Source organism: Serratia sp. szju (genome assembly GCF_044594185.1).
Taxonomy (GTDB): Bacteria; Pseudomonadota; Gammaproteobacteria; order Enterobacterales; family Enterobacteriaceae; genus Serratia; species Serratia bockelmannii.
Genome location: NZ_CP172576.1, coordinates 4,419,875 through 4,443,723 on the forward strand (window position 1 = coordinate 4,419,875; position 23,849 = coordinate 4,443,723).

Below are 23,849 nucleotides of genomic sequence, written 5' to 3' on the forward strand. Positions count from 1 at the left end.
TTCCAGTGAGCAGTATTAAATTGATAGTCGGCTTGGCCAACCCGGGCGCGGAATACGCCCAGACGCGCCACAACGCCGGCGCCTGGTACGTCGATCTGCTGGCCCAGCGCCACAACCAGCAGTTGAAAGAAGAGAGCAAGTTCTTCGGTTACACCGCCCGCTTGAACCTGGCGGGCAACGACGTGCGCCTGCTGGTGCCGACCACCTTCATGAACCTGAGCGGCAAAGCGGTGCTGGCGATGGCCAATTTCTACCGCATCGAACCCAACGAGATCCTGGTGGCGCACGACGAGCTGGATCTGCCGCCCGGCGTGGCCAAAATCAAGCTCGGCGGCGGCAACGGCGGCCACAACGGCCTGAAAGACATCCAGAACAAGTTCGGCAATAACCCGAACTTCTACCGCCTGCGCATCGGCATCGGCCATCCGGGCGACAAGAACAAGGTGGTGGGCTTCGTGCTCGGCAAACCGCCGGCCAGCGAGCAGAAGATGATTGACGAAGCGATCGACGAATCGCTGCGCTGCACCGAGATGCTGATGAAGGACGGGCTGGAAAAAACCGTTCAGCGCCTGCACAGCTTCAAGGCGCAGGCCTGAACCTTACCGCAGCGGGCGCCCTGCCCGCTGCCGGCTTTTAGCCGCGCGGGTTGAAGGTCTCCTCGCCCACGCGGCGGTCATCGGCGGCGAACCCCTCCTCCGCCACGTAATACTGCGGATCGTCCAGTTCATGGCTGCAGAACGGCCCGGCGCGCTTGAGCAGGCGCACGCAGTCACCGCTCAGGTGGCGCAGACGAATGCTTTTCCCCGCCGCCAGATAACGCGCCGTCAGCTTATCGATCGCTTCTACGCCGCTGGAATCCATCACCCGGGTGCCGGCAAAGTCCAGCACCACGTTCTGCGGATCGCCTTGCGGCTCGAACAGCTCGGCAAAAGCCGCGGCCGAGCCGAAGAACAGCGGACCATCGAGCCGATACACCGCCACGTCGCCCGTCACCTGCCGCTGGCGCACGCGGATGCGTGCCTGCTGCCAGGCGAACACCAGCGCCGAGATAATCACCCCGCTGATCACCGCCACCGCCAGATCGGTAAAGATGGTGATCAACGTGACGGCGATCATCACCAGCGCGTCCGCCTTCGGCATACGACGCAAACGGCGCAGCGAACTCCACTCGAAAGTGTTGTAACACACCACCAGCATCACCCCGGCCAGCGCCGCCACTGGCAGCAGGCCGATATAGCGCGACAGGCTAACCACAAATAAAATCAGCAGGATAGCGCCCACCGTGCCGGAGATGCGCCCGCGCCCGCCCGAGGTGAAGTTGATGATCGACTGGCCGATCATCGCACAACCGGCGAAGCAGCCGAACAGGCCGCACACCGCGTTACCGGCGCCCTGCGCGATACTCTCGCGGTTGCCGTTCCCCTTCTTGCCGCCCATTTCATCCAGCACCGTCATGGTCAGCAGCGATTCAATCAAACCGACCAGGGCAATCACTACCGCATAGGGTAGCACCACCCGCACCATCTCCAGGGTAAACGGCACCGTCGGCAGGCTGAAGTGCGGCAGCGCGCCGGAAATGTCCGCCAGATCGCCCACCCGCAGCGTATGCAGATTGAGGCCGATCGCCAACGCCGAGACCACCAGCAGCGCCGCCAGCGAAGACGGAATGGCTTTGGTCAGGCGCGGGAACAGCACCACCACCGCAATCGCCAGCGCCACCAGGCCGTACATCAGCGGGCCCTGCCCGGCGATCATCTTCAACTGCGCCAGCATGATGACGATTGCCAGACCGTTGACGAAGCCGTGGATCGCCGGCAGCGGCACCAGACGAATGAACTTGCCCAGCCGAAAGGCGCCGATCAGGATTTGAATCCCCCCGGCAAACAGCGTGGCCCACAGTACGTAACCCATGCCGTACTGCGCCGCCAGGCTCATCAGCACCACCACAATGGAACCTGCGGCGCCGGAAACCATGCCCGGCTTGCCGCCGAACAGCGCCGTGACCAGGCCGATAATAAACGCGGTATGCAAACCGACGATCGGCGAAAGACCGGCGACCAGCGAAAAGCCGACCGCCTCGGGGATCATCGAAACCGCCACCACAAAGCCCGCCAGGACTTCATTTTTAACGTCCGCGATCCTGACGTTACTCAGGTTAAACATGCATTATTCACTTATGACAGATGACATCATCTCCCCGCGTAGCGGGTATGGGGTACCGCAAGGGGCGGCAGACTGCTGGCGGGCACAGCTCAGGGTGGCGTAGGCAAGAAATACATCCGGCGCGTTTCCTGTCGGTTAATCGGAACGGCCAGTATGGGTAAATGTGATCCAAATCTCAATCAAAAACCGGTCGCCCGCGCTGCACTCGCCCCAGCCAAGCAAGTCTGATCGAGATAAACGCCCATTACGTGTATAATGGCGGCATTATTTTGCCCTTTATGCAGTTGGTTAAATATAACTGACTGATAGTTAAGATATTTAAGGTGATTACAACATGGGATTCAAATGCGGTATCGTCGGCCTGCCTAACGTAGGCAAATCCACCCTGTTCAACGCGTTGACCAAAGCGGGCATTGAAGCAGCCAACTTCCCGTTCTGCACCATTGAACCGAACACCGGTGTGGTGCCGATGCCCGATCCGCGTCTGGATAAGCTGGCCGAGATCGTCAAGCCGCAGCGCATTCTGCCGACCACCATGGAATTCGTCGACATCGCCGGCCTGGTGAAAGGCGCGTCCAAAGGTGAAGGCCTGGGCAACCAGTTCCTGACCAACATCCGCGAAACCGAAGCCATCGGCCACGTGGTGCGCTGCTTCGAGAACGACAACATCATTCACGTCAACAACAAGGTCGATCCCGCCGAAGACATCGACGTGATCAACACCGAACTGGCGCTGTCTGACCTGGACACCTGCGAGCGCGCCATCCACCGCGTGCAGAAGAAAGCCAAAGGCGGCGACAAAGACGCCAAAGCCGAGCTGGCGGCGCTGGAGAAATGCCTGCCGCACCTGGAAAACGCCGGCATGCTGCGCGCGCTGGATTTGACCGATGAAGACAAGGCGGCGATCAAATACCTGAGCTTCCTGACCCTGAAGCCGACCATGTACATCGCCAACGTCAACGAAGACGGCTTCGAGAACAACCCGTACCTGGACACCGTGCGTAAAATCGCCGACGCCGAAGGCTCCGTGGTGGTTGCCGTGTGCGCCGCCGTGGAATCCGACATCGCCGAGCTGGAAGACGAAGAGCGCGACGAGTTCATGGCCGAACTGGGCCTGGAAGAGCCGGGTCTGAACCGCGTGATCCGCGCCGGTTATGAACTGCTGAACCTGCAGACCTACTTCACCGCCGGCGTGAAAGAAGTGCGCGCCTGGACCATCCCGGTAGGCGCCACTGCCCCGCAGGCGGCCGGCAAGATCCACACCGACTTCGAGAAAGGCTTTATCCGCGCCCAAACCATCTCCTATGACGACTTCATCACCTACAAGGGTGAGCAAGGTGCCAAAGAAGCCGGCAAAATGCGCTCCGAAGGTAAAGACTACATCGTCAAAGACGGCGACGTAATGAACTTCTTGTTCAACGTCTAGGCCTCTCTCCGCAGCGCTTTTCTCCGCTGCCGGAAACGGAAAAATCCACGCTTCGGCGTGGATTTTTTTGTCTCCAGGACCTGCGTTTTGGCAACCTGGACGCCGTCACACCCTCCCGGTTCTTTCCCACTGAACGATCTTCGCCGTACGTTTTATTACGCCCTTCATGACGGCATTATCCGCATCGCTGCACGAAAAAAGCTCTCGTGTTGATCCCTTGTCCTACAGGAAAAGGCTTGTCATATTCCATTGCACCCCTATAATGAGTGTTTACTCACTTATTAAAGGAACCTCAAAGTGGCCCGTCCTCGCAGTGAAGAAAAGCAGCAGGCGCTCTTGCAGGCCGCCACCGACATTTTTGCCGAACAAGGATTAGCGGCGCCCACATCGGCCATCGCCAGGAAGGCTGGCGTCTCGGAGGGTACGCTGTTCCGCTACTTTGAAAATAAGGACGTACTGCTGAGCGCAGTCTGCGACTACCTGCTTGATGAAATGGAGTGCCTGCTGACGCAAAGCTTACAGGGCGTTTTGCCGGGTAAAGATCACATGCAGGCCGCCTGGGATGCCTACATTGACTGGGCGCTCGCCAATCCCGCCGCGTATGCGACAGGAAACAAATTGATGGTCTCCGGTAAGTTATCCAGCGCGCAGAGGGAAAGAAGCGTACGGTTCGGTGATATTTCCCAACTGGGTATTCCGTTGGTCCAGGGGCTGGATTTACCGCAGTCGAGCGAGTTTCAGGGCATGATCTGCACGGTAATGGCCAATGGCGTTATCGATATGGCCGTTCAAAAACCTCACCTGCTGGATATTTACAAACGCGCAGGTTATGAAGCCATGATGCGAGCCATTGAGCTTCCTGACGTTCATACAGCCATCTAGCTTCTTTTTTTAATTATATAATGAGTGCGTACTCACGCATTAAAAAGACACGACAATCATGCCACCCGTTTCAAAACTAAAAATGCTGCGAACACGGGCCTATCCAAGGCTCCGCCGACTCATATTCGTTTCTCTTATTCTCAGCGTGTCTTTGATCCTCTGCGCTTGCGCAACCGCACCTGCATCAGACCGTTTGTCAGGAACCCAGCATGTTCCAACAACATGGCGGGCCTCCCTGCCTGGCTCAGCGCACGTGTCTGTGTGGAATGCATGGCCCCCCGCCCGAAATGAATCCGGCGCCCGGCGCTTGCGCGCTCCGGCCGGCAAGCCCAGTCACGTAGAGAATGAGCGCGCAGCAAAAACGCCAGTTGCGCGCGCCAATTTGGAGTGCGTTCAAGCGTTATGGAATGACGCCCGCAAACTGGTTGCGACAGAGGCTGCGGCCCTCTATTACGCCTCGCGTACCTGCCGGCGACAACACGCGTTCTCTACCCAAAGCGCGCCATTGCCTGAATCCTTCGAATGGGCGATACAAACGCCCCCTCGCCGGGCGTCTCAATCTGCTCAGAAGGAAGTCGCCGATCGTGGCAAGACCGCTGCCGATGGAAGCGGGATCAACCGCCACACAACCAAGCATTCGGTTCCCTGGACGTTGGATCTATCGCGCGTGGATACCGATCCCGGTGAAAGTGTGGCGGGTTGGCAGGCTGAACCGCATGAGCATCATAGCCGCGTGCGATCGACAGTGCGGAAGTGGATACGGCGTCTGTTCACTTCGTCAGAGCGAGCAATGCTTCAACGCCAGGCTGAACCGCTGCAGGACAGCGCCGTATTCGTTTGAAATTCAATACAGAGCAATACATCGCCGCGCCGCTGGCGACAGGTTCGACAAATCATTCACCTTATGGGTTCTCCCGATGACACAACTGATAGCTAAAAACACGCGTCCCCGCTTTTGGTCTTTGCGGACCCTGCATGCAGCCGTGCTGGCGATGCCGATTGCCGCCGCCTTATCGGCCTGCGATACGCCGGCGGACAAGGTTGCCCCACCGGCAGATAAACCGACGCTGACAGTGACCCTGACAACGCCGGCAAGACAGTCCCTTTCCCGCACCGTCACGGCCAATGGCTCTGTTGCGGCCTGGCAAGAGGCGATCATCAGCCCGGAAGCCAATGGGCTGCGCGTGCAAAAACTGTTGGTGCAGGAAGGGGATGTGGTGCGCCAGGGCCAACCGCTGGCGGAATTTACACGCGACTCCGTGATGAATGACTGGCTGCTGGCGAAAGCCGATCTCAACGAAGCGAAAGCAGTCGCGTTGAATGCGCAAGCGGATGGAAAACGCGCGCGATTGCTGCGCGGTGTCGGCAGCCTGAGTGAACAGGATATCCAAAAACTGTTAACCCAGGAAAAGACGGCGCAGGCGCGTCTGGAGTCGGCGAAAGCACGCATGGCGGCCCAGCAGTTGCGACTGGACCAGACGATATTGCGCGCCCCCGACGACGGCATCATCTCCGCGCGATCGGCCACGATCGGTTCAGTTCCTATGCAAAGCACTGAAATGTTCCGCCTGATCCGCCAGGGAAAATTTGAATGGCGAGCGGAATTGTCGGCGCAGCAGCTGGAACAAATCCAACCGGGGCAAAAAGCGCAGATCGCTTCACCTGGCGGTAACACCTGGGAAGGCGTCGTACGCCTGGCCGCCCCCACCGTCAATTCAACCTCGCGCCGTGGGATTGCCTATGTGGACATCCTTCCATCGACAGCGAAGAACGCCTCGCCGATTCGGCCCGGCACGTATGCCAGCGGTCTGATTACGGTCGGCGATCGGCAAGGGCTGACCGTGCCGCAATCCGCCGTCGTGGCGCGCGACGGTTTTCACCTGGTGTTCACCGTAGATGACGAGATGCGTGCACATCCGCTTAAAGTCGCGGTAGGCCGTCTGGTGAATGACCAGCAGGAGATCCTGTCCGGTCTTCAAGGCGCGGAACGCATCGTCGCCAGCGGCGGCGTATTCCTCAATGAGGGCGATAAAGTCCAATTGGCCAACACCACCGATGCTTCCCATTCATCGGAACCGCGCTAAGAGGCCCATCATGAATATCTCTACCTGGTCCATTCGCAACCCCATTCCGTCTATCTTGCTCTTTGTCATCTTGAGCGTTGCCGGCTTTTATTCTTTCAAATTGATGAAGATCCAGAGCTTCCCGGACATGGATGTGCCTACGGTGACCGTGTCCGCTTCTCTTCCGGGCGCTGCGCCGCCCCAGCTCGAAACGGAGGTGGCGCGCAAGCTGGAGGACACCGTCTCTTCGGTGCAGGGATTGAAGAACTTGCGTACCACGATCCAGGACGGGCTGGTCGATATCTCAGCGGAGTTTCGTCTGGAAAAACCCGTTCAGGAAGCGGTGGATGAAGTCCGGTCAGCCGTGCAAAGCATTCGCACCGAGTTGCCGACGGATTTACGTGATCCTATCGTTCGCAAGCTCAACATCACGGGCAAACCTATCCTGGCCTTTTCCATCAGCGCCAGCAAGATGGATGAGAATGAGCTGTCCTGGTTCGTGGACAATACCCTGTCGCGGCGTCTGAGAGGCGTCGCCGGCGTAGGGTCGGTCACCCGTGTGGGCGGCGTGAACCGCGAGATCCAAGTCGAACTCGATCCGGTCAAACTGGAGGCGATTGGCGCCACCGCTGCCGAGGTTTCCCGCCAGTTGCGCGATGTACAGATGGACGCGACGGGCGGGCGAGTCGATCTGGGGCGGGGAAAACAGCCGCTGCGTTTGGTCGCCCGCGTCAAGAACGTGGATGAACTAGCCGCGTTGGAACTGTCGTTGCCCGGCGGGCAACGTTTTCGCCTGGACGACGTGGCGACGCTGAAAGACACCATTGCGGAACGCAGTTCACTTGCGCTACTCAACGGCAAGAAGGTGGTGGGCTTTGAGATCACGCGCGCCAAAGGCGCCGGTGAAGTCGAGGTCGGCAACAAGGTGGAGAAAGTTCTGGCGCAATTGCGCACGGAGCGGCCTGATTTGCACATCACGCAGGTCTTCGACTTTGTACGGCCTGTGCAAGAGGAGTTCGACGCCTCCATGCACATGATCTATGAAGGCGCCATTCTCGCTATCCTGGTGGTCTTCATGTTTCTGCGCGATATCCGGGCGACGCTGATCTCGGCGGCGGCGTTGCCCCTGTCGATTTTACCGGCCTTCATCGGTATGGACATGATGGGCTTTTCGCTCAGTATCGTCACGCTGCTGGCGCTGTCGCTGGTGATTGGCCTGTTGGTGGATGATGCCATCGTCGAAGTGGAGAACATCGAACGCCACATCGGCATGGGTAAACCGCCGTACCAGGCCGCGATGGATGCCGCATCGGAAATCGGCCTGGCCGTCGTCGCCACGACATTTGCCTTGATCGCCGTTTTCCTGCCGACGGCCTTCATGTCCGGCGTTGCCGGAAGATTCTTCACGCAGTTTGGATGGACGGCGGCGCTGGCGGTGTTTGCCTCGCTGGTTGTGGCGCGCTTGCTGACGCCAATGATGGCTGCCTACCTGATGAAACCGCATGTGCGCCCTCAGCGCGATCCTGTCTGGATGGCGCTCTACCTGCGCGCCTGCCGGTGGACGCTGCGGCACCGCGGGCTCACCCTGGCGCTGGCCGGCGGGTTCTTTATTGGCTCTCTGATGCTTATCCCTCTGCTGCCCCAGGGCTTCTTCCCTGCAGATGACAACTCCCAGACGCAGGTGACGTTGGAGCTGCCGCCAGGGAGCACGCTGGAACAAACCCAGGCCATGGCAGAACTCGCTCGGCATCGCCTGGCGCCCATCCCGCATATCCGCAACATCTATACCACCATCGGTGGCGGCGCAACGGGCGGCGATGTCATGGCTTCCGACGGAAAAACCGATGTTCGCATGGCAACGCTGACGGTGTTGTTGGATGCGCGTCAAGCGCGTCCGAAGAAGCAGGTCATCGAAGGCGAGATACGCACGGCAATGGCAGCACTTCCGGGGGTGCGCAGCAAAGTGGGGTTTGGCGGCTCAGGTGAAAAATACCAATTGGTGCTGGCCGGTGATGACCCTCAGCTGCTGGCTAAGGCGGCCGATTCAGTATTAAGTGACCTGCGGCAGCTCCCCGGCCTCGGTAACATTACCTCCAGTGCCGGGCTGGCGCGCAGCGAAATCCTCCTGCAACCCAATTTCGCCAAAGCGGCCGATCTTGGGGTATCGGGCGTCGCGATTGCCGATACTTTGCGTATTGCGACCGTAGGCGACTACGATCAGTTCCTGTCAAAATTCAACGTGGAGCAGCGCCAGATCCCGATCGTCGTCAAGCTGTCAAAAGACATCCGTGAGGATATGGGATTACTTGAACGTTTGACCGTACCCGGTGCCAGAGGCCCGGTGCTGCTCAATCAGATCGTCAACATTGAGCAAGGCAGTGGACCGGCGCAGATCAGTCGCATCAATCGCACGCGCAGCGTGACCCTTGACGTAGAACTGTCGGACACCCAACTCGGGGATCTGGCCGCTCAGGTGGCGAAGCTGCCGTCAATCCAGAATCTGCCGGTCGGCGTGCACCAGGTTGTGCAGGGTGATGACGAAATGATGAAGGAACTGTTTGCCGGTTTCGGCACGGCTATGGTCGCCGGGATCCTGGCCATCTATATCGTGCTGGTTCTGCTGTTCAAAGACTTCTTCCAACCGATCACCATCCTGGCCGCGCTCCCACTGTCATTGGGCGGCGCATTCGTTGGGTTACTGTTGGCGGGGCAGTCTTTCTCGATGTCATCCCTGATCGGGTTAATCATGTTGATGGGGATTGCGACCAAAAACTCGATACTGCTGGTCGATTATGCGATCGAGTCACGTCGCGGCCACATCGGTCCGAATGGCGAAGTGCTCAATAAACCCATGAGCCGAACGGAAGCGCTGATTGATGCCTGCCACAAACGTTCCCGCCCCGTCATCATGACCACGTTAGCGATGGGGGCAGGCATGTTGCCTGTGGCTCTGGGTTTCGGCAGTGCCGACCCCAGCTTCCGCAGCCCGATGGCGGTGGCCGTCATCGGAGGATTGATTACATCCACCGTGCTGAGCCTGCTGGTTATCCCTGTCGTTTATACCCTGATTGACGATCTTGAAAACTGGCTGCGCAAGTTGCCTAGCCTGCTGGCACGCAGCAAGAATCTGAGTGGTAGGAAAAAAGCCGGGTTTTCCATGCTTTTCGTGGTTCTGCTGTATTGGCTTGCCTTCCCTGTCATTCCGTTCCTCGACATCCCCTACAAGATTGTCGTTGTCTCTACGCTTGTTGTGGTCGGTGAAACCTTGTTTGTCATTGCCATCGCCCTGCTGGGCAAAGAGTATTGGGGCCAGATCAAACACTGGTTACGGCAGAAGGTCTTTAAGCGAAAAGGTTAAGCGCTGATAACGGTTCGCGGTGGCGAAAAGCGTTTTGCCGCCGCCGCTCCCCCATCAACTTCCCTCCCACGCCGAAGGCCGATTCTCGCTGCGCCACTTCTCGCCTGCCGCCGTCCCCGGCGCCGGCGGTTTTAATCCGTCAATCGTCCACAGCGAGAACGGCGTTTCGTCCACGTGCAGTTCCCAGCGCAACCCGCGGGCGGCGATGTAGGGTTGCAGGATGCGGGTGCAGGCCGCCAGGAATTGCTGCTGCTCTGCGTCGTTGTCCATGGCGCGCGCGATATGATCGATGGTCACCCGTACGAAATCATCGGCCGGTTCGCCGCCGAGATAGGCCGAACCTGGCGGCAGCGCATGGAAGAAGACGTTGACGTAAAAGCGCGGCAAAAAGTCCTGGTACAGGGCGGTGACCTTCTGCGCAATCGCGCGTTTATCGGCGGCGCTGAAGGCCGGCTCCGGGTGGTAAATCTGCCACAGTGGCATCGCGTTGTCTCCTAGGGTTTCCGGCCGGCGTTCAGGCCATCAGCCGCTGTTAATGATAAACTCCAATAATAAGAGTAATAACTCCAATTATTGAAGTTATCAAGCCGAGGCGATAACATTCTCGGCAATCAGGCGGCAAGCGGAGGTTAATCAACGTGAAAGCAAAAGGGTTTGAAGGCATGACGTGCTCGGTGGCGCACGTGCTGTCGGCATTGGGCGATCGCTGGGGCGCTATTCTCATGCGCGATCTGCTGCTGGGGCTCTCGCGCTATGACGATCTGCGCCACTCGACCGGCATCACCAACAATACGCTGGCCGACCGGCTCAAGGCCCTGGAAAGCCACGGCCTTATCGAAAAGCGGCAATACCAAACGCGCCCCGCTCGTTATGAGTATCTGCCGACGGAGAAGGGAAAAGATCTCGGGCTGCTGGTGATGGCGATGATTCAGATTGGCGACAAATGGAATCTGTCCGAGCTGGCCGGGCCGCCGCTGCGCGTGATTGACCGCGTAACCGGCCACCCCGCCACCCTGCGCGCGGTGGATGCCGTGACCGGCGAATCGCTGCCGGCGCAAAACCTGGCGCTGGCGGCCGGGCCGGGCGCCGACGAAATGACGCAATGGCGGCTGGCCGTCGGCCAAGCCCCTTCGTTGTGATCTACAGCAGCGCAATCATTTTCAGCAATTCCACCCGATTGCGGATGCCGAACTTCTTGCCGGCATTGTTGAGGTGCGAATAAACGGTTTTCGGGTGCAAATTCAGTCGCCGCGCGGTCAGGCGGATATCTTCCGTACGGGCGGTTTCACACAGCACCGCCGCCTCGCCGGGCGTGATCGCCGCCGCCTGATGCCTGTTCAGCGCGCGCCGTTCGCCCGCCTTTTCCCGGCGGCTCAGCGCCGCGCAGGTCTCCCGCACCACCTGCAACGCTTCCCGTTTGTGCAAAATCGCATCCGGCTGCGCCGCCGCGATAAATGCCAGGATCAGCGGCGAAGTCTTATCGACGAAGAACAATATCCGGACATTTTTATATTCAGCGCGGCAAAGGTGAATAAACGTCAAATAGGCTTCGAACCGATAAATTTCATGGGGAAAATCCATGATAATTAAATCAGGCGCCGGGCTTATATTTTTAATAATATTAATATTGGGAGAGGATAAGGTTATCACCCCACCGCCCAATAAAGTTTTCATACCTAACCGGCACAACGACGAACCGTCGATATAAATCACTCTCACTTTAATTCTCCTTATCAGCATGAAAACATGCTTCCACACCTCAGGCGGCTTGTCGCTGCTCTTTTTTGGGGTAATTCGCCTGCAAAGCACACCGATATAAAACATCTTGATAACATGTTTTTCAAATAATCACGCAACAGCCAGTGCATTGATTAATACGCAAAAAAGGCATGAATGTTTCAAATTATTTCATTCACAAAAACTGACAACTCAATAAAAACGCAACGTAATGATATAGATCTATTTTCTATTTCTCAGGACATAAGCATAAATGAAAGAAAATGTAACAATCAACACCCTCGCCTTATTGTCTTATTCAAAACATCTATAGGGAAAATTCTTAGTTTGCTAGGATGAAAATCCATGTTTGCCGACGCGTTTAAAAAACAATTGCGCAACATGATTAACCAACAACCGTACGACAGTAATTTATTACTGCCAGGAAAGCTTTTCTCCAAAGTAAATTAAAGGGCATTTCACATGAATGTTAAATTAGTCGCATTATCCATGCTGGCTCTCTCCGGCGCCTGTGCGGCCGCTTCGTCCAATACGGTGCAATTTAAAGGCGAAGTCAGCACGCAAACCTGCTCGGTGAATATTAACGGCAATCAATCCAACCCGGTTGTTCTGCTGCCGACCGTCGCCGCCAGCCAGCTCGCCACCAAAGGCGCCACCGCCGGCGACACCACCTTTACCGTTAACGTCACGGGCTGTGCGGCGGCAACCAGCGATACGGCGATCAAAACCGTGCTGGCGGGCAACAACCCGACAGTTAACGGCAACCTGGGCAACGCGGGCGATGCGGCCAAAGTGTCCATTCAACTGCTGGACAGCGACGCCACCACGCCGCTGTCGTTCGCCAGCGGTTCGACCGTCACTACCTCTGCGATGACGCTGGCGAAAGACGCCACCTCCACCTCGCAGAACCTGGTGGCCCGCTACTACGCGGAAGACACCGGCGTGGCGGCCGGTTCGGTGATCGCCACCGCACAGTTCGCCATTAGCTACAAATAAGCCGGCGTCAGGCGCCATACCTGTTGATGCCAGCGCCGCCCTTAGCCGGGCGGCGCTGAATGACTCGCTCCCTTTATCGGTTCACGTTTATGCCGCAGATAACCCGCTCCGCCCGCCGATGGGCCGCCCTGTCGCTTTGCCTGATAAGTTTTGCCGCTACCCACGCGTCGGCCAGCGTGACGCTGCTCGGCAACCGCGTGATCTACCCCGCCGAGGCACGGGAAAAAACGCTGCAGTTCACCAACGACGACGGCACCCCGGCGCTGATGCAAATCTGGCTCGACATCAATAACCCCAAATCCACGCCGGAAAACGCCGATGCGCCCTTTGTCGCCTCGCCGCAAATCTTCCGCATGAATCCGCACAGCGGGCAGATGGTGCGGCTGTCGTTCGTCGGCCAGCCGCTGCCGCGCGATCGCGAATCGCTGTTCTACCTCAACTTCCTGCAGGTGCCCGCGGTGCGCCAGACGGACAGCGACAAGAACAAACTGCTGCTGGTGGTCACCAATCGGCTGAAGGTGTTCTATCGCCCCGCCGGGCTGGCCGGTGACGCCAACCACGTTATCGATCGGCTCAGCCTGCGCCAGGCCGGCAACGCGCTGCACGTCGACAACCCGACCGGCTACTACGCCAACGTCAGCCAGGCCGCGATCCTCAGCGGCGCGAAACGCACCGTGATCCCGCAGGCGGATCTGATCCCGCCGTTTTCGCAGGCCAGCTGGCCGGTGAACGGGGAGGTGCGCCAGGTCGCACTGCGCGTCATCAATGACTATGGGGTGGAAATCACACGCACCCTGAACGTCGCGCGCTGAAACCAGACAGGGAGGTTTTCATGTTCGATGCTCGCAAGGCGACGCCGCTGCCCGCACGCTGGTATTGCGCGCTGCTGGCGCTGCCGCTGGGCTGCGCCGCCGCCGATGGCTACACCTTCGATCCCGCGCTGCTACGCGGCAGCGTGCTGAGCAACAGCGCCCTGAGTCAATTCAACCAACAGGACGCCGTCGCCCCCGGCAGCTATCAGATCGATCTGTACCTCAACGGCCAGTTTCTCGAGCGCGATCAAATTCGCTTCGTGCGTGAAGGCAAGCAGGTACTGCCCTGTTTCGATCGGCCGCAGCTGACGCGCTTCGGGCTGAAAAATCCGCCGATGCCCCAAACAGCATGCCTGCTACCCGGCCGGGATTTGAAGGACATTACGGTGAACGCCGATATCTCGCGGCTGCGGCTGGATCTGAGCATTCCGCAGGCGCTGTTGAACGGCCAGCCGCGCGGCAGCGTCAATCCCGCCAGCCTGGACAGCGGCGAATCGATGGCCTTCGTCAATTACAACCTCAACCAGTACCACGTCAGCTACCGACAGGGGCAAACCCGCGATCTCGACTCGACCTACGCCAACCTGAACGGCGGGTTCAACCTCGAGCTATGGCGCTACCGCCAGCAGTCCAGCTACCGCTACGATCGGGAGTTCGGCGGCCATCTGGACACCAGCCGCCGCTACGTGCAGCGCGCAATTTTGCCCTGGCGCAGCGAAATGCTGCTGGGCGAAGGGTTTACCGACGGGCACTTCTTCTCCGGCCTGGGCTTTCGCGGCATTCAGCTCAGCTCGGACGATCGCATGCTGCCGGATTCACAGCGCGGCTATGCGCCGGTGGTGCGCGGCGTGGCAAAAAGTAATGCGCGAGTGACGGTGCTGCAGGGCAAAAGCACGCTCTATGAAACCACCGTCGCGCCGGGGCCGTTCGCCATCAACGATCTGTACGCCACCAACTACGCCGGCGATCTCACCGTGGTGGTGACGGAAGCCGACAGCAGCGTCAGCACCTTCACCGTGCCGTTCGCCGCGGTGCCGGAATCCATCCGCCCCGGCCAGTCGCGCTACTCCGCGATCGTCGGCCGTTCCCGCTACGTCGGCGACAACGATCTGTTCAGCGAAGTGACCTGGCAGCACGGCCTGACCAACGCCCTGACCTTCAACCTCGGCAACCAGCTGGCGGACGGCTACCAGGCGATGATGCTGGGCGGCGTGTACAGCAGCTGGCTGGGCGCCTTCGGCATGGATACCACCTATTCCCACGCCAGCCTGCCGGACGGCGGCGCCTCCGGCTGGATGCTGCACCTCTCTTACAGCCGAACCTTCAGCCCGACGGACACCACCTTATCCATCGCCGGCTACCGCTACTCTACTGAAGGCTTTCGCGATCTCAGCGACGTGCTCGGCGTACGGCGCGCCGCCACTACCGGCCAAAACTGGCAGTCCGACTCCTACCGCCAGCGTTCGCGTTTCGAGGTGGCCGTCAATCAGGGAATGGGGGCATTCGGCAGCCTGACGATGTCCGGCTCGACCCAGGACTACCGCGATCAGCGCGGCCGCGACAATCAGCTCCAACTGGGCTGGGGAAAAACCTTCGGCAACGGCGTGGCGCTTAACCTCTCCGTCACGCGCACCCGCAGCCTGGGCGACAGCAGCGGCGACTACCGCGGCTACGGGCCACTGGATAACGTCTACAGCGCGCCGCTGACACAGAACACGCAAACCGTCACCGCCCTGTCGCTGAGCTTCCCGCTCGGGCGTTCGTCATCCGCCCCCAGCGTCTCGCTGTTGGCCAACCACAGCCAGGGTCAGGGCGGCAACTATCAGGCTGCGCTGTCGGGAAGCGTCGGCGACGAGCAGCCGGTCAGCTACGGCCTGAACTTCACCACCGACGACGATCGTCAACAAAGCATCTGGGGCGGCAACCTGCAAACCCGCCTGCCTTACGCCAACGTCACCGGCTCGTTCTCCACCGCGCGCCAGTACCGACAAGGCTCACTGTCACTGCAGGGCGCCGTGGTAGCGCACCGCGGCGGCGTGACATTAGGGCCGTATGTCGGCGATACCTTCGCCCTGATCGATGCGCCCGGCGCCAGCGGCGCACGGGTGATGGACGGCCAAGGGGCGCGTGTCGATCGCTTCGGCTACGCCCTGGCGCCGTCGCTAGTGCCCTATCACTACAACACCGTCGCGCTGAACCCCGAGGGCATGAACGACAAAGCGGAACTGGAAGACGGCCAGCGCCGCGTCGCCCCGTACGCCGGCGCCACGGTGCGCCTGCGCTTCAACACCGTGCGCGGCCAGGCGCTGCTGATCACCGCGCAGCGGCCCGATAACGCACCGATCCCGATGGGCGCCAACGTCCTTGACGCGGCAGGCAACAGCGTGGGCATGGTCGGCCAGGCCAATCAGGTGTATCTGCGCAGCGACCGGAATGCCGGTGTGCTGACGCTGAACTGGGGCGACGCGCCCAGCCAACAGTGCATGCTGCATTACCGCTTGCCCGCCGGGGAAGACGGCCCGATTCAGCGGCTCAGCGCCCCATGTCGCTAGCCCATTAAACTTATTCTCAGGAGAGACGATGAAACGTATTGCTTACCCGATCGCCGCCCTGGCGCTGCTTGCTCTGTCGCTGTTCGGCGCGCCCGCCGCGCTGGCCCAATGCACCCGAGTCGCCCCCTGGATCGATTCCGGTTGCGATCCCTGCGGGGTGGGCACGGCGCTGGGCCGGGTCAATCTGACCAGCACTTACCTGCAGCCCGTCGGTACGCCGCTCGGCACCAGCGTGTTCGATCTTACGTCCGGCACGCGCTATCCCGATCCCAACAAGGTGTTGTATGAATGCGACGCTAGCGATGCGGGGCAGATCTATGAAGTCTTCGCTACCAACGGCGACGATCGCGTCGGCGGCTATTACGATCTGGGGACCCAGGACGGCAACCCCAACTACTACGCCACCTATTTCCCCTACGTCGGCATCCGCCTGACCCACCTGGATTCCGGCAAGGTTTTTACCCGCTACTGGCAGTCGGCGCCGATTACCCGCTACGCCACCGTCGGCAGCAAAATTCAGATCCGGGTGAAAGACTTCAGCGCCATCCGTGCCGACCTGATCCGCATCAGTTCGCTGCCGGGTGCGGGCGCCAGCAACTACTGTGGCTACAGCGCCGGCAACCCGCTAGTGGGCATGGCCTCGACCACCGGCAATTCGAACTATACCTGCACGCAGCCGAACGGCTATGTCACCTTTCAGGGGCCCGGCATCGCCTCGGATCCTATCGGCAGCGACTCCGCCACCAACTACGCCACCTGGGGCACCGGGCGCTGGAACGCGATGGGCATGGGCACCGCACCGATCTCCTCATTGACCTATACCGCCACCTGCGTGGCGCGCAACGTCACGCCGCTGGTGATCCTGCCGACCCTCTCCGTCAGCCAGCTGACCGCCGGGCAAACCTCACAGGCGCAGTTCACCCTCAATATCGAATGTGACAACGCCGCCGTGTCCGGCGTCAGCAGCAACAATACCGCCCTCGGCCTGCAGGTGCCGTATGAAAGCTATGTCGCGGCGCAGCGGCTCGGGTTAGTCAGCGCCAACGGCGGCGTGAGCTACCTGCTCTCCAGCGGCTACGGCACCGACAGCAGCGTCGCCACCGGCGTGGGTATCGCGCTCGCCAACGCCGGCAACGGCGCGCCGATGAACTTCGTCGGCTGGGCGCGCTGCAGCGCCGGGCAATGCCCGCAAGGTAATGACGCCGGCTGGTACCCAGTGCTTAACGGCGCCAGCGGCGGGGGCAGCACCGCGGCGGGGTTTACCCACTACACCACCCAACTCACTGCCACGCTCGCCCGGCTGCCCGGGCAGACCGTCACCGCGGGCAAAGTGGACGCCAGGGCCTACGTCTGGGTTAAGGTGCAATGATGAGAAAGAAATATCTGACGATGGGATGCGCCCTGTTGCTGACGCTGGCGACCATGGGCGCGCAGGCGGGTATCATCGCCTCCGCCACGCGGGTGATCTTTCACGAGGGCGAGACGGAAAAAACCCTGATGCTGCTCAACACCAACGGCTATCCGATCGTAGCGCAAACCTGGGTCGATAACGGCGACGTCAACGCCGCCCCCGAACTGTCCCGTGCGCCGTTTGTCACCCTGCCCAGCGTATTCGCCCTGCCGCCTTCCGCGCTGAAAGGGCTGCGGATCCTGTTTGCCGGCGCGAGCCTGCCCACCGACAGGGAGTCGGTGTTCTGGCTTAACCTGTATGAGATCCCGCCCAGCCGGCCGATCACGCCGCCGCAGGCGTCGCGCGTGACGATGGCGATGAACACGCAGATGAAAATCTTCTACCGCCCCAGAGCGCTGAAGGGAAACGCCGACAACGCGGCCGAGGCCGTTTCGTTCACGCTGCAAAAATCACCGCGTGGCTATCTGCTGCGCTGTCACAACCGGTCGGCGTTTTATCTCTCCTTCGCTCGCATCGCCGTGCAAACCGACAGGCGCGATGCCCCGGTGCGGCAAGAAAGCGACATGATGACCGCGCCATTCAGCACGCGGGATTATCACCTCGACGGCGTTGCGGCGTCGGGGCTCCCCTCTCAGATCACCGTTCAGGCCACCCTCATCAACGACCAAGGCCAACAGATCGTCAAGTCATACACAGCAAATCCATAACGATAAAAAGCAGCACATTTTTTTTAAGTACAGGAAATAGGGAAAATGAGTCTAAGCAGATTCCAGCTACAGTTTCACCTGGAGAAACAGGCCAACATCATCAGGCAAACACCGGCGTTTCACGCCGCCATCGTCAAACACGGGGAGTTATTAAAAGAGACCTACAAGAAACATCCGCTGTTTTATAAAATCATCTTCAGGAACAGCCGGTTCATCATTTGCTCCACTATCCTGTCCATTTATTACCACCAGCCCGCCGCCGGGCTGAAAGACATCAAAGCCTTTTTTAAAGGGAAAAATTTGATCAGCGAGAACTCCCTGGACTCCTTTCTGTTTTTTTTGCGGGTCGGCCGTAGACTGGAGGTCAAACCCTGCGAACATGACAAACGCCAGCTGCGCTATAAACCTACGCCGCACGCGCTGGCGGAAACCCAGGCGCTGATCGCCTCAATGGCGTTGCCCTATCAGGCGCTGGCGCCACAGATGCCCATCGCGACGCTGCTGGCGGCGCCCGACTTTCTGCCCACCTTTTTCGCCGCCTACGGGCAGCTGATGCTCAAGGAGATCTACCTGATCGATCTGGTGCCGCAATCCGGACTGTTTATCAGCAAGGACGCCGGCCACATGGTGCTGCTGATGCTGCATATCGAAAGCATCCGGCAGGACTCCCCCTTTCTGCTGCTCTCCTCGGCGAAAATCGCCAAGTCGTGCTCCGTCTCACGCGCGCACGTGAATCGCATTCTGCAGGCGGCGGAAAAATCCGGCCTGCTGACCACCACCAATAACGTGGTGATCGAACTCAACAGCTCGTTCTTTATCATGGCGGAGCGCTACTTCAGCCTCTATTTCGCGATGGTCGAATGCGGGCTTGAATGGGTTTGGCAAACGCAACGAGCGACCGAGCATAGTTGAGCCGTTCACCGCGCTCGTGGCACCTTATCGATCAAGCCCCAGGCCGCCGCTTCGTCGGCGGTCATGAAGCGTCCCGTAGGTGGCGGCCAAGGCGACACTCCCGGCGGATAACACTGCCGCAATGCCGGCCAACGCAATAGACAACGTGTAACTCTGATACAGGTCATACAGCCAACCGGCGGCGCTGCCCCCGCCAACGGCGGCGATCCCCACGGCGAGATACAACGCCCCCAGAATGGCGCCCAGATTAGCAGTGCCGAACCATGTACTGGCCACTGCCGGATACAGCGCAATACAGCCGCCGTTGGCCGCGCCGAATAACAGCGCGAAAATCGCCAGCGCGGTAAAGCTGTGCGCCACACTCCAAAAGCCGCATAACAGGGCCAAACTCAACGTAACGATAACCAAAAAACGCCGCGCGCCCATACGGTCGCCTATCCGCCCCAAAACTAGGCGGCCGCCGATATTGCCCATGCCGATCAAACCGATGAGCAGATTGGCCTGCGTTGCATTTAGCCCCTGTTGTTGTGCATAAGGATTAATATGAACCAACGCCAGGAACAGTCCGATAGAGCCGAAAAATATCGCGATAAAGAACCACCAAAACTGGGCTTGTCTCGCCGCTTCTCGCAACGTAACGCTCCCGTTAAACGCGGAACCCGGTATTGATGTCACCTCAGCGGGACCAAGCCCATCGGGATATTCTCCCACGTCCTCTGGCCTGCCTCGCAAGACGAAGGCGGCAGATAACCCCAGCACAGCGATAGCGACGGCGTAAACTTGTAGGGTACTTTGCCAGGACAAATGCTGCATCAACCCACCAGCCACCATCGGCCCCACCAGCGTTCCCAAACCGGTGCCGGCCAGCGCTAAGCCGGAAGCCGAACTTCGATGAACGACGAACCAGCGTTGAATGGTTGAAACAGCCGGCACGTAAACCAACCCGACGCCGCCCCCAACCAACAGGCAAAACGTGAACAAAAACGCCGTCAGTGTCGACGCCAGCAGGCTACTGCCCAAAAAGCCCAGAGAAAGCAGTAAAATACCGATGCCGGTTACCGTCCTTACCGAAGTACGATCGCTCCAGGCACCGGAAAATACGCCTACGATGTAGTAAATTAACGCCGTCAACGAGAATATTGAGGCGGTAGAAAAACTCCCCGCGCCAAAATTCGCCTGTAATGCAGTAAAAAATGCCCCAAATGAGTAAGCAGCGCCAAAAATAACCGCCAGCAAAAGATGAACGGCACCGACCATGTACCAACCGCGAAACTGCCTTGTCTTTTTCATTATGAATTCCCATCACAATTAACACATTGTTCGCCAAGGCTCGAGCTTAGAAAATCGGGCTCCGCACAGCCTTCTTTAAAATGTGTGTCATAACATGCCGCACCCAGACTAGTTTCAAGCCATTTCCAATTACATTATTCCGAAAACGACACCGTATGAGAATGACCTGAAAATGTCTGAACGGCTGATAACCGCCGCCAGACGTCACTGATATCAGAACGATGACATAATGGCGGAAAGTCTAGCTTTGTCATTTCTCAGCCATAGATATAGTTGTATAGACAAGCCAATGGCAAGATTATTTTCCAAAATTTGTGGTCAGAACTGATGCTGAAAAATAAAAATACATACACCGAAGTTATAAATACAAAGAAAAACATAGGTAAAAATATACAAAGAAGAAACCTGCCACGCTGTTCATCAGTCACGATAAAGATGAATAGCGTGGCTTGGCATAGGGGTAACTAATCAAATAGATAGTTAGTTAGCAAGCAAGCAAGCAAGCAAGTTAAATATTAAATAACGCCAAATAAGATATGATCATTTTTATTATTTATTTCATTAACACGACTGCGGATATCCTGAGGAAAGGCCGACAGGAATCAATAATCGGCCACCAATGTTTACCTTTCCCGCAATACCCGATCGATCAATCCCCAGGCCGCCGCTTCGTCGGCGGTCATAAAGCGATCGCGATCCAACACCCGCTCCACCGCTTCATCACTCAGGCCGCAATGTTGGGCATACAGCCGGATCACCCGCTCTTTGGTGCGCTTCATCTCTTCGGCGTGGATCAAGATGTCGGACGCCTGCCCCTGAAAGCCGCCCAGCGGCTGGTGCACGTGCAGGCTGGCGTTGGGCAGAGCCATGCGGTGCCCCGGTTCGCCGGCCATCAGCAGGAATGAGCCCATCGAACGCGCGGTGCCCATGCACAGCGTATGCACCGGCGCGCGGATATACTGCATGGTGTCGTAAATCGCCAGCCCGCTGGTGATCGCCCCACCCGGCGAGTTAATGTACAGGTAGATCGGTTTTTCCGGGTTTTCCGCCTCCAGAAACAGCAACTGGGCACACAGCATTTCGGCCACGTCGTCATTGACCTCACCGTTAAGGAACACGATCCGGTCGCGCAGCAGGCGCGAATAAATATCAAAGGAACGTTCTCCCCGGCTGGTCTGCTCCACCACCATCGGGACGAGCATCATCTTCTCACGCATCGGTGAACTCCTGGGTTGGCAACAAAGAGAAATGTGTTTAACGCGTCAGGCGGCGCGCATCATCATCGTCGGGCCGTCGTTGACGGCGTCGAGCCGGTGGATCACCCGCAACAGGCTGCCGCCGCCGGCATCCGGCACGATCTGCAGGGTGACGACGCTTTCGAGAAACGGCGGCTGGTCGTCGCGCAGGCGATAGCTCACTGCTTCGCCCGGCGTGGTGGCCAACGGCTCGGCCTGCGCCAGATCCCCCGGCGGCAGCCACTGCTCGCGCAGTTCGGGAATACTGAGCGCCCGCCACACTTTTTCCGGCGGCGCCTCGAGCGCATACTCCAATACCAGCCGATCGCGCGGCGGCGGCTCAACCCGTTTATTCATTGATCCATATCCTTCAGCAAGATTTGCAGCGCGTCGATGCGCGCCGGCCAATAGGCGCGGTACTTCGCCAGCCACTGGGCGATCTGCGCCAGCCCGTCCGGGTCGACCTGGTAATTAACGCAGCGCCCCTGCTTCGCCTCACGTATCAGCCCGGCATTGCGCAGCACCGCCAGGTGTTGCGACATCGCCGACTGGCTGATGGTCAGCCCTTCGCGCAGCGCGCTGGCGTTCATGCTGCCGGCGGCAAGTTTGTCGAAGATGCCGCGGCGGGTCGGATCGGCCAACGCCTTGAAGATGTCATTTTCGTTCATACAAACACATTAGTATTCACTTATGTATTATGCAAACGCCGGGGCAGGAATTTTTTCCGTGAAACGAGACTCCGCGCCGGAGCGCGGAGCCGATAGAGGAGAGATTACAGCGGCTTATTGCAAGCGGGCGGGGTCAACGTGGGTTGCCCGGCCGGCGCCCCTTCCTGCGCTTCCAGCGCGAGGCGCGCCAGCGGCATGTCTTCGTGGTAGCGCGCCTCGGCGTTCAGGGTCTTCGAGTAGCGATTGTACTTCCACCAGGCGTAGCCCAGAAACACCACCAACCCGCCGACGTTATAGAACACGATGGTCATGATGCTGGCGCCGGTCGGGAACGTCGAGGCGAAGAAACCGACGGTGAAGATGGCGATCAGCACGCTGACGATGGCGATGCCCTGCAGCCGCGAGCCCATTTTGAAATCGCGTGCCACCCGGTCGTACTTCAGCCGCAGATTCAGGTAGGCCAGCATGATGAACAGCGGCGGCAACATCGAGGCGGCAGCGGTCATGTTGATCAGCGTGTTCATCAAATCCTGCACGCTGCTGGAACCCAACGTCGGGATCAGCATCAGCGGGATAACGATGAAGAACTGGATCCAGGCCGCGCGCGTCGGCACGCCGTGCCGGTTCAGGCGAATGGTTTTCTCGCCGAAAATGCCCTTCGGAATTTCGGTGAAGAAAATCTTCACCGGCGCCGCCGTCCACATCAACAGCGAACCGAACATGGCGGTGAAGGAAACAATGCCGACAAAGCGGTTCATCAGCACCGTCGGCAGGCCGAAGTGCGCCGACAGGCCTTCGAACACCTGTACCGTACCGCCGGTAAAGTGCAGGTCGGTGCGGTGCACGAACACGTTGATCAGCAGCGAAGACACCGAGTACAGCACGCCGATGAACAGCCCGGAAACGATGATCACCTTAACAAAAGCGCGGCTGCCGCCTTTCACATCGTTCACGTACACCGCCACGGATTCCGCCCCGCCCGCCGCCTGGAAGATCCAGGCGGTAATGCCGAGGAACGCCCAGTTGAAGTTCGGGGTCATCGCCTGCACGTTGATCGGGTCGGCCGGCTCGATGCCGCCCAACACCGCCGCGCCCGCCAAGATGATGTAGGAAAACGTCAGCAGCAGCATCAGCGACGAGGTCACCGAGGTCATCGGCCCCAGCAGTTTTGCGCCGCTGTTAGAGATGTAGGTCGAGAAGGCGAACAGGAAGATGCTGATGATCGCCGTGGTCAGCGGCGTAAATACGTAGTCATAGCCTAAAAACGCGTAAGAGGCGTAGGCGATGACGCGCGGCAGCAGCGCGGTGAAAAAGAACAGGTTCACGAACCAATAGGTGTAGGCGGTGATAAACGCCCAGCGCCCGCCGAGCGCACTTTTCACCCAGGCATAGACGCCGGCCTCGGAATTGCGGTTGAGCGAGACGAATTCGGCGATGATCAGGCAAAAGGGAATGAAGTAAATGATCGTCGCCACCAGGAACACCGGCGACGAGGCGACCCCGAGCTGAATATTGTTGTTAATCACGTTGTTGAAACTGAACACTGCCGCAAACGTCATCGACAGCAAGCCAAACTTGCCGATGGTGTTTCTGTTCGACGCAGCCATAGAGATTCTCCGAATGGTGTAGGGGACTTC

20 protein-coding genes are annotated in these 23,849 nt (G+C 59.1%); 12 read left to right on the forward strand and 8 right to left on the reverse strand.

Annotated elements, in window-relative coordinates; genetic code table 11:
- The first annotated feature begins 5 nt into the window (after nucleotides 1-5).
- Complete coding sequence (gene pth, locus RE418_RS20890) at nucleotides 6-596, forward strand: aminoacyl-tRNA hydrolase (protein ID WP_004941053.1); 591 nt, start codon at nucleotides 6-8, stop codon at nucleotides 594-596.
- Nucleotides 597-633: 37 nt separating this feature from the next.
- On the opposite strand, the gene RE418_RS20895 is transcribed toward pth, so the two are convergent.
- The gene (locus RE418_RS20895; RefSeq protein ID WP_060432898.1) at nucleotides 634-2,163 is read right to left on the reverse strand and encodes a SulP family inorganic anion transporter; all 1,530 of its coding nucleotides are present in this window, start codon (nucleotides 2,161-2,163) and stop codon (nucleotides 634-636) included.
- 334 nt (nucleotides 2,164-2,497) lie between these two features.
- On the opposite strand from RE418_RS20895, the gene ychF reads away from it, so the two are divergent.
- From ychF to RE418_RS20915, 4 genes are all read left to right on the forward strand, one after another.
- The gene (gene ychF, locus RE418_RS20900; protein ID WP_025302489.1) at nucleotides 2,498-3,589 is read left to right on the forward strand and encodes a redox-regulated ATPase YchF; all 1,092 of its coding nucleotides are present in this window, start codon (nucleotides 2,498-2,500) and stop codon (nucleotides 3,587-3,589) included.
- 297 nt (nucleotides 3,590-3,886) lie between these two features.
- Nucleotides 3,887-4,471, forward strand: coding sequence for a TetR/AcrR family transcriptional regulator (locus tag RE418_RS20905; protein WP_025302488.1), 585 nt, complete (start codon nucleotides 3,887-3,889; stop codon nucleotides 4,469-4,471).
- Between the two features lie 917 nt (nucleotides 4,472-5,388).
- Complete coding sequence (locus RE418_RS20910) at nucleotides 5,389-6,555, forward strand: efflux RND transporter periplasmic adaptor subunit (protein WP_233494390.1); 1,167 nt, start codon at nucleotides 5,389-5,391, stop codon at nucleotides 6,553-6,555.
- 10 nt (nucleotides 6,556-6,565) lie between these two features.
- On the forward strand, nucleotides 6,566-9,892 hold the full coding sequence (locus RE418_RS20915) for an efflux RND transporter permease subunit (RefSeq protein WP_089180797.1): 3,327 nt from the start codon (nucleotides 6,566-6,568) through the stop codon (nucleotides 9,890-9,892).
- A 54-nt stretch (nucleotides 9,893-9,946) separates the two neighbouring features.
- On the opposite strand, the gene RE418_RS20920 is transcribed toward RE418_RS20915, so the two are convergent.
- Nucleotides 9,947-10,375, reverse strand: coding sequence for a tautomerase family protein (locus tag RE418_RS20920; protein ID WP_089180796.1), 429 nt, complete (start codon nucleotides 10,373-10,375; stop codon nucleotides 9,947-9,949).
- Between the two features lie 155 nt (nucleotides 10,376-10,530).
- Here RE418_RS20920 and RE418_RS20925 point away from each other — a divergent pair, with 155 nt between their 5' ends.
- Nucleotides 10,531-11,031, forward strand: a complete 501-nt coding sequence (locus RE418_RS20925; RefSeq protein WP_043141544.1) for a helix-turn-helix domain-containing protein — start codon at nucleotides 10,531-10,533, stop codon at nucleotides 11,029-11,031.
- Between the two features lies 1 nt (nucleotide 11,032).
- Here RE418_RS20925 and RE418_RS20930 read toward each other — a convergent pair whose 3' ends face one another.
- Nucleotides 11,033-11,716 carry a LuxR C-terminal-related transcriptional regulator gene (locus RE418_RS20930; RefSeq protein WP_230203365.1) on the reverse strand — a complete coding sequence of 228 codons (684 nt, stop codon included), beginning with the start codon at nucleotides 11,714-11,716 and terminating at the stop codon, nucleotides 11,033-11,035.
- Between the two features lie 375 nt (nucleotides 11,717-12,091).
- On the opposite strand from RE418_RS20930, the gene RE418_RS20935 reads away from it, so the two are divergent.
- From RE418_RS20935 to RE418_RS20960, 6 genes are read left to right on the forward strand one after another with little or no spacing between them, the layout of a single operon-like run.
- Entirely contained in the window at nucleotides 12,092-12,625 is a 534-nt protein-coding gene (locus RE418_RS20935) for a fimbrial protein (RefSeq protein ID WP_043141548.1), read from the forward strand.
- A 59-nt stretch (nucleotides 12,626-12,684) separates the two neighbouring features.
- Nucleotides 12,685-13,437 (forward strand): molecular chaperone, encoded by a 753-nt coding sequence (locus RE418_RS20940; RefSeq protein ID WP_225735568.1) that lies wholly within the window; start codon nucleotides 12,685-12,687, stop codon nucleotides 13,435-13,437.
- Nucleotides 13,438-13,457: 20 nt separating this feature from the next.
- Nucleotides 13,458-15,989, forward strand: a complete 2,532-nt coding sequence (locus RE418_RS20945) for a fimbria/pilus outer membrane usher protein (RefSeq protein WP_089180795.1) — start codon at nucleotides 13,458-13,460, stop codon at nucleotides 15,987-15,989.
- Between the two features lie 28 nt (nucleotides 15,990-16,017).
- A complete protein-coding gene (locus RE418_RS20950) occupies nucleotides 16,018-17,358 on the forward strand; it encodes a fimbrial protein (RefSeq protein ID WP_089180794.1) in 1,341 nt (446 codons plus the stop codon).
- A complete protein-coding gene (locus RE418_RS20955) occupies nucleotides 17,355-18,107 on the forward strand; it encodes a molecular chaperone (protein WP_233494389.1) in 753 nt (250 codons plus the stop codon). Before RE418_RS20950 ends, RE418_RS20955 begins: the two co-directional genes overlap by 4 nt.
- Nucleotides 18,108-18,152: 45 nt before the next feature.
- Nucleotides 18,153-19,019 (forward strand): hypothetical protein, encoded by an 867-nt coding sequence (locus RE418_RS20960; protein WP_089180793.1) that lies wholly within the window; start codon nucleotides 18,153-18,155, stop codon nucleotides 19,017-19,019.
- A gap of 24 nt (nucleotides 19,020-19,043) precedes the next feature.
- On the opposite strand, the gene RE418_RS20965 is transcribed toward RE418_RS20960, so the two are convergent.
- The 5 genes from RE418_RS20965 to RE418_RS20985 form a co-directional block, all read right to left on the reverse strand.
- Entirely contained in the window at nucleotides 19,044-20,309 is a 1,266-nt protein-coding gene (locus tag RE418_RS20965) for an MFS transporter (protein ID WP_089180792.1), read from the reverse strand.
- 623 nt (nucleotides 20,310-20,932) lie between these two features.
- Nucleotides 20,933-21,526 (reverse strand): ATP-dependent Clp protease proteolytic subunit, encoded by a 594-nt coding sequence (locus tag RE418_RS20970; RefSeq protein WP_089180791.1) that lies wholly within the window; start codon nucleotides 21,524-21,526, stop codon nucleotides 20,933-20,935.
- Between the two features lie 45 nt (nucleotides 21,527-21,571).
- Nucleotides 21,572-21,901: an SRPBCC domain-containing protein gene (locus RE418_RS20975; RefSeq protein WP_025302474.1), complete on the reverse strand. Its 330-nt coding sequence runs from the start codon at nucleotides 21,899-21,901 to the stop codon at nucleotides 21,572-21,574.
- On the reverse strand, nucleotides 21,898-22,212 hold the full coding sequence (locus tag RE418_RS20980) for a helix-turn-helix transcriptional regulator (RefSeq protein ID WP_049295409.1): 315 nt from the start codon (nucleotides 22,210-22,212) through the stop codon (nucleotides 21,898-21,900). Before RE418_RS20980 ends, RE418_RS20975 begins: the two co-directional genes overlap by 4 nt.
- A 104-nt stretch (nucleotides 22,213-22,316) precedes the next feature.
- Entirely contained in the window at nucleotides 22,317-23,819 is a 1,503-nt protein-coding gene (locus RE418_RS20985) for an amino acid permease (RefSeq protein ID WP_089180790.1), read from the reverse strand.
- Nucleotides 23,820-23,849 lie beyond the last annotated feature (30 nt).

Bases quoted from the DNA above. Each gene is read 5' to 3' on its own strand.
- RE418_RS20945 (WP_089180795.1), top strand. From the start codon at position 13,458: ATGTTCGATGCTCGCAAGGCGACGCCGCTGCCCGCACGCTGGTATTGC.
- RE418_RS20910 (WP_233494390.1), top strand. From the start codon at position 5,389: ATGACACAACTGATAGCTAAAAACACGCGTCCCCGCTTTTGGTCTTTG.
- RE418_RS20915 (WP_089180797.1), top strand. From the start codon at position 6,566: ATGAATATCTCTACCTGGTCCATTCGCAACCCCATTCCGTCTATCTTG.
- RE418_RS20975 (WP_025302474.1), bottom strand. From the start codon at position 21,901: ATGAATAAACGGGTTGAGCCGCCGCCGCGCGATCGGCTGGTATTGGAG.
- RE418_RS20930 (WP_230203365.1), bottom strand. From the start codon at position 11,716: ATGTTTTATATCGGTGTGCTTTGCAGGCGAATTACCCCAAAAAAGAGC.
- RE418_RS20970 (WP_089180791.1), bottom strand. From the start codon at position 21,526: ATGCGTGAGAAGATGATGCTCGTCCCGATGGTGGTGGAGCAGACCAGC.
- RE418_RS20960 (WP_089180793.1), top strand. From the start codon at position 18,153: ATGAGTCTAAGCAGATTCCAGCTACAGTTTCACCTGGAGAAACAGGCC.
- RE418_RS20965 (WP_089180792.1), bottom strand. From the start codon at position 20,309: ATGAAAAAGACAAGGCAGTTTCGCGGTTGGTACATGGTCGGTGCCGTT.
- RE418_RS20940 (WP_225735568.1), top strand. From the start codon at position 12,685: ATGACTCGCTCCCTTTATCGGTTCACGTTTATGCCGCAGATAACCCGC.
- RE418_RS20935 (WP_043141548.1), top strand. From the start codon at position 12,092: ATGAATGTTAAATTAGTCGCATTATCCATGCTGGCTCTCTCCGGCGCC.
- RE418_RS20955 (WP_233494389.1), top strand. From the start codon at position 17,355: ATGATGAGAAAGAAATATCTGACGATGGGATGCGCCCTGTTGCTGACG.
- RE418_RS20950 (WP_089180794.1), top strand. From the start codon at position 16,018: ATGAAACGTATTGCTTACCCGATCGCCGCCCTGGCGCTGCTTGCTCTG.
- RE418_RS20980 (WP_049295409.1), bottom strand. From the start codon at position 22,212: ATGAACGAAAATGACATCTTCAAGGCGTTGGCCGATCCGACCCGCCGC.
- RE418_RS20920 (WP_089180796.1), bottom strand. From the start codon at position 10,375: ATGCCACTGTGGCAGATTTACCACCCGGAGCCGGCCTTCAGCGCCGCC.
- RE418_RS20895 (WP_060432898.1), bottom strand. From the start codon at position 2,163: ATGTTTAACCTGAGTAACGTCAGGATCGCGGACGTTAAAAATGAAGTC.
- RE418_RS20985 (WP_089180790.1), bottom strand. From the start codon at position 23,819: ATGGCTGCGTCGAACAGAAACACCATCGGCAAGTTTGGCTTGCTGTCG.
- ychF (WP_025302489.1), top strand. From the start codon at position 2,498: ATGGGATTCAAATGCGGTATCGTCGGCCTGCCTAACGTAGGCAAATCC.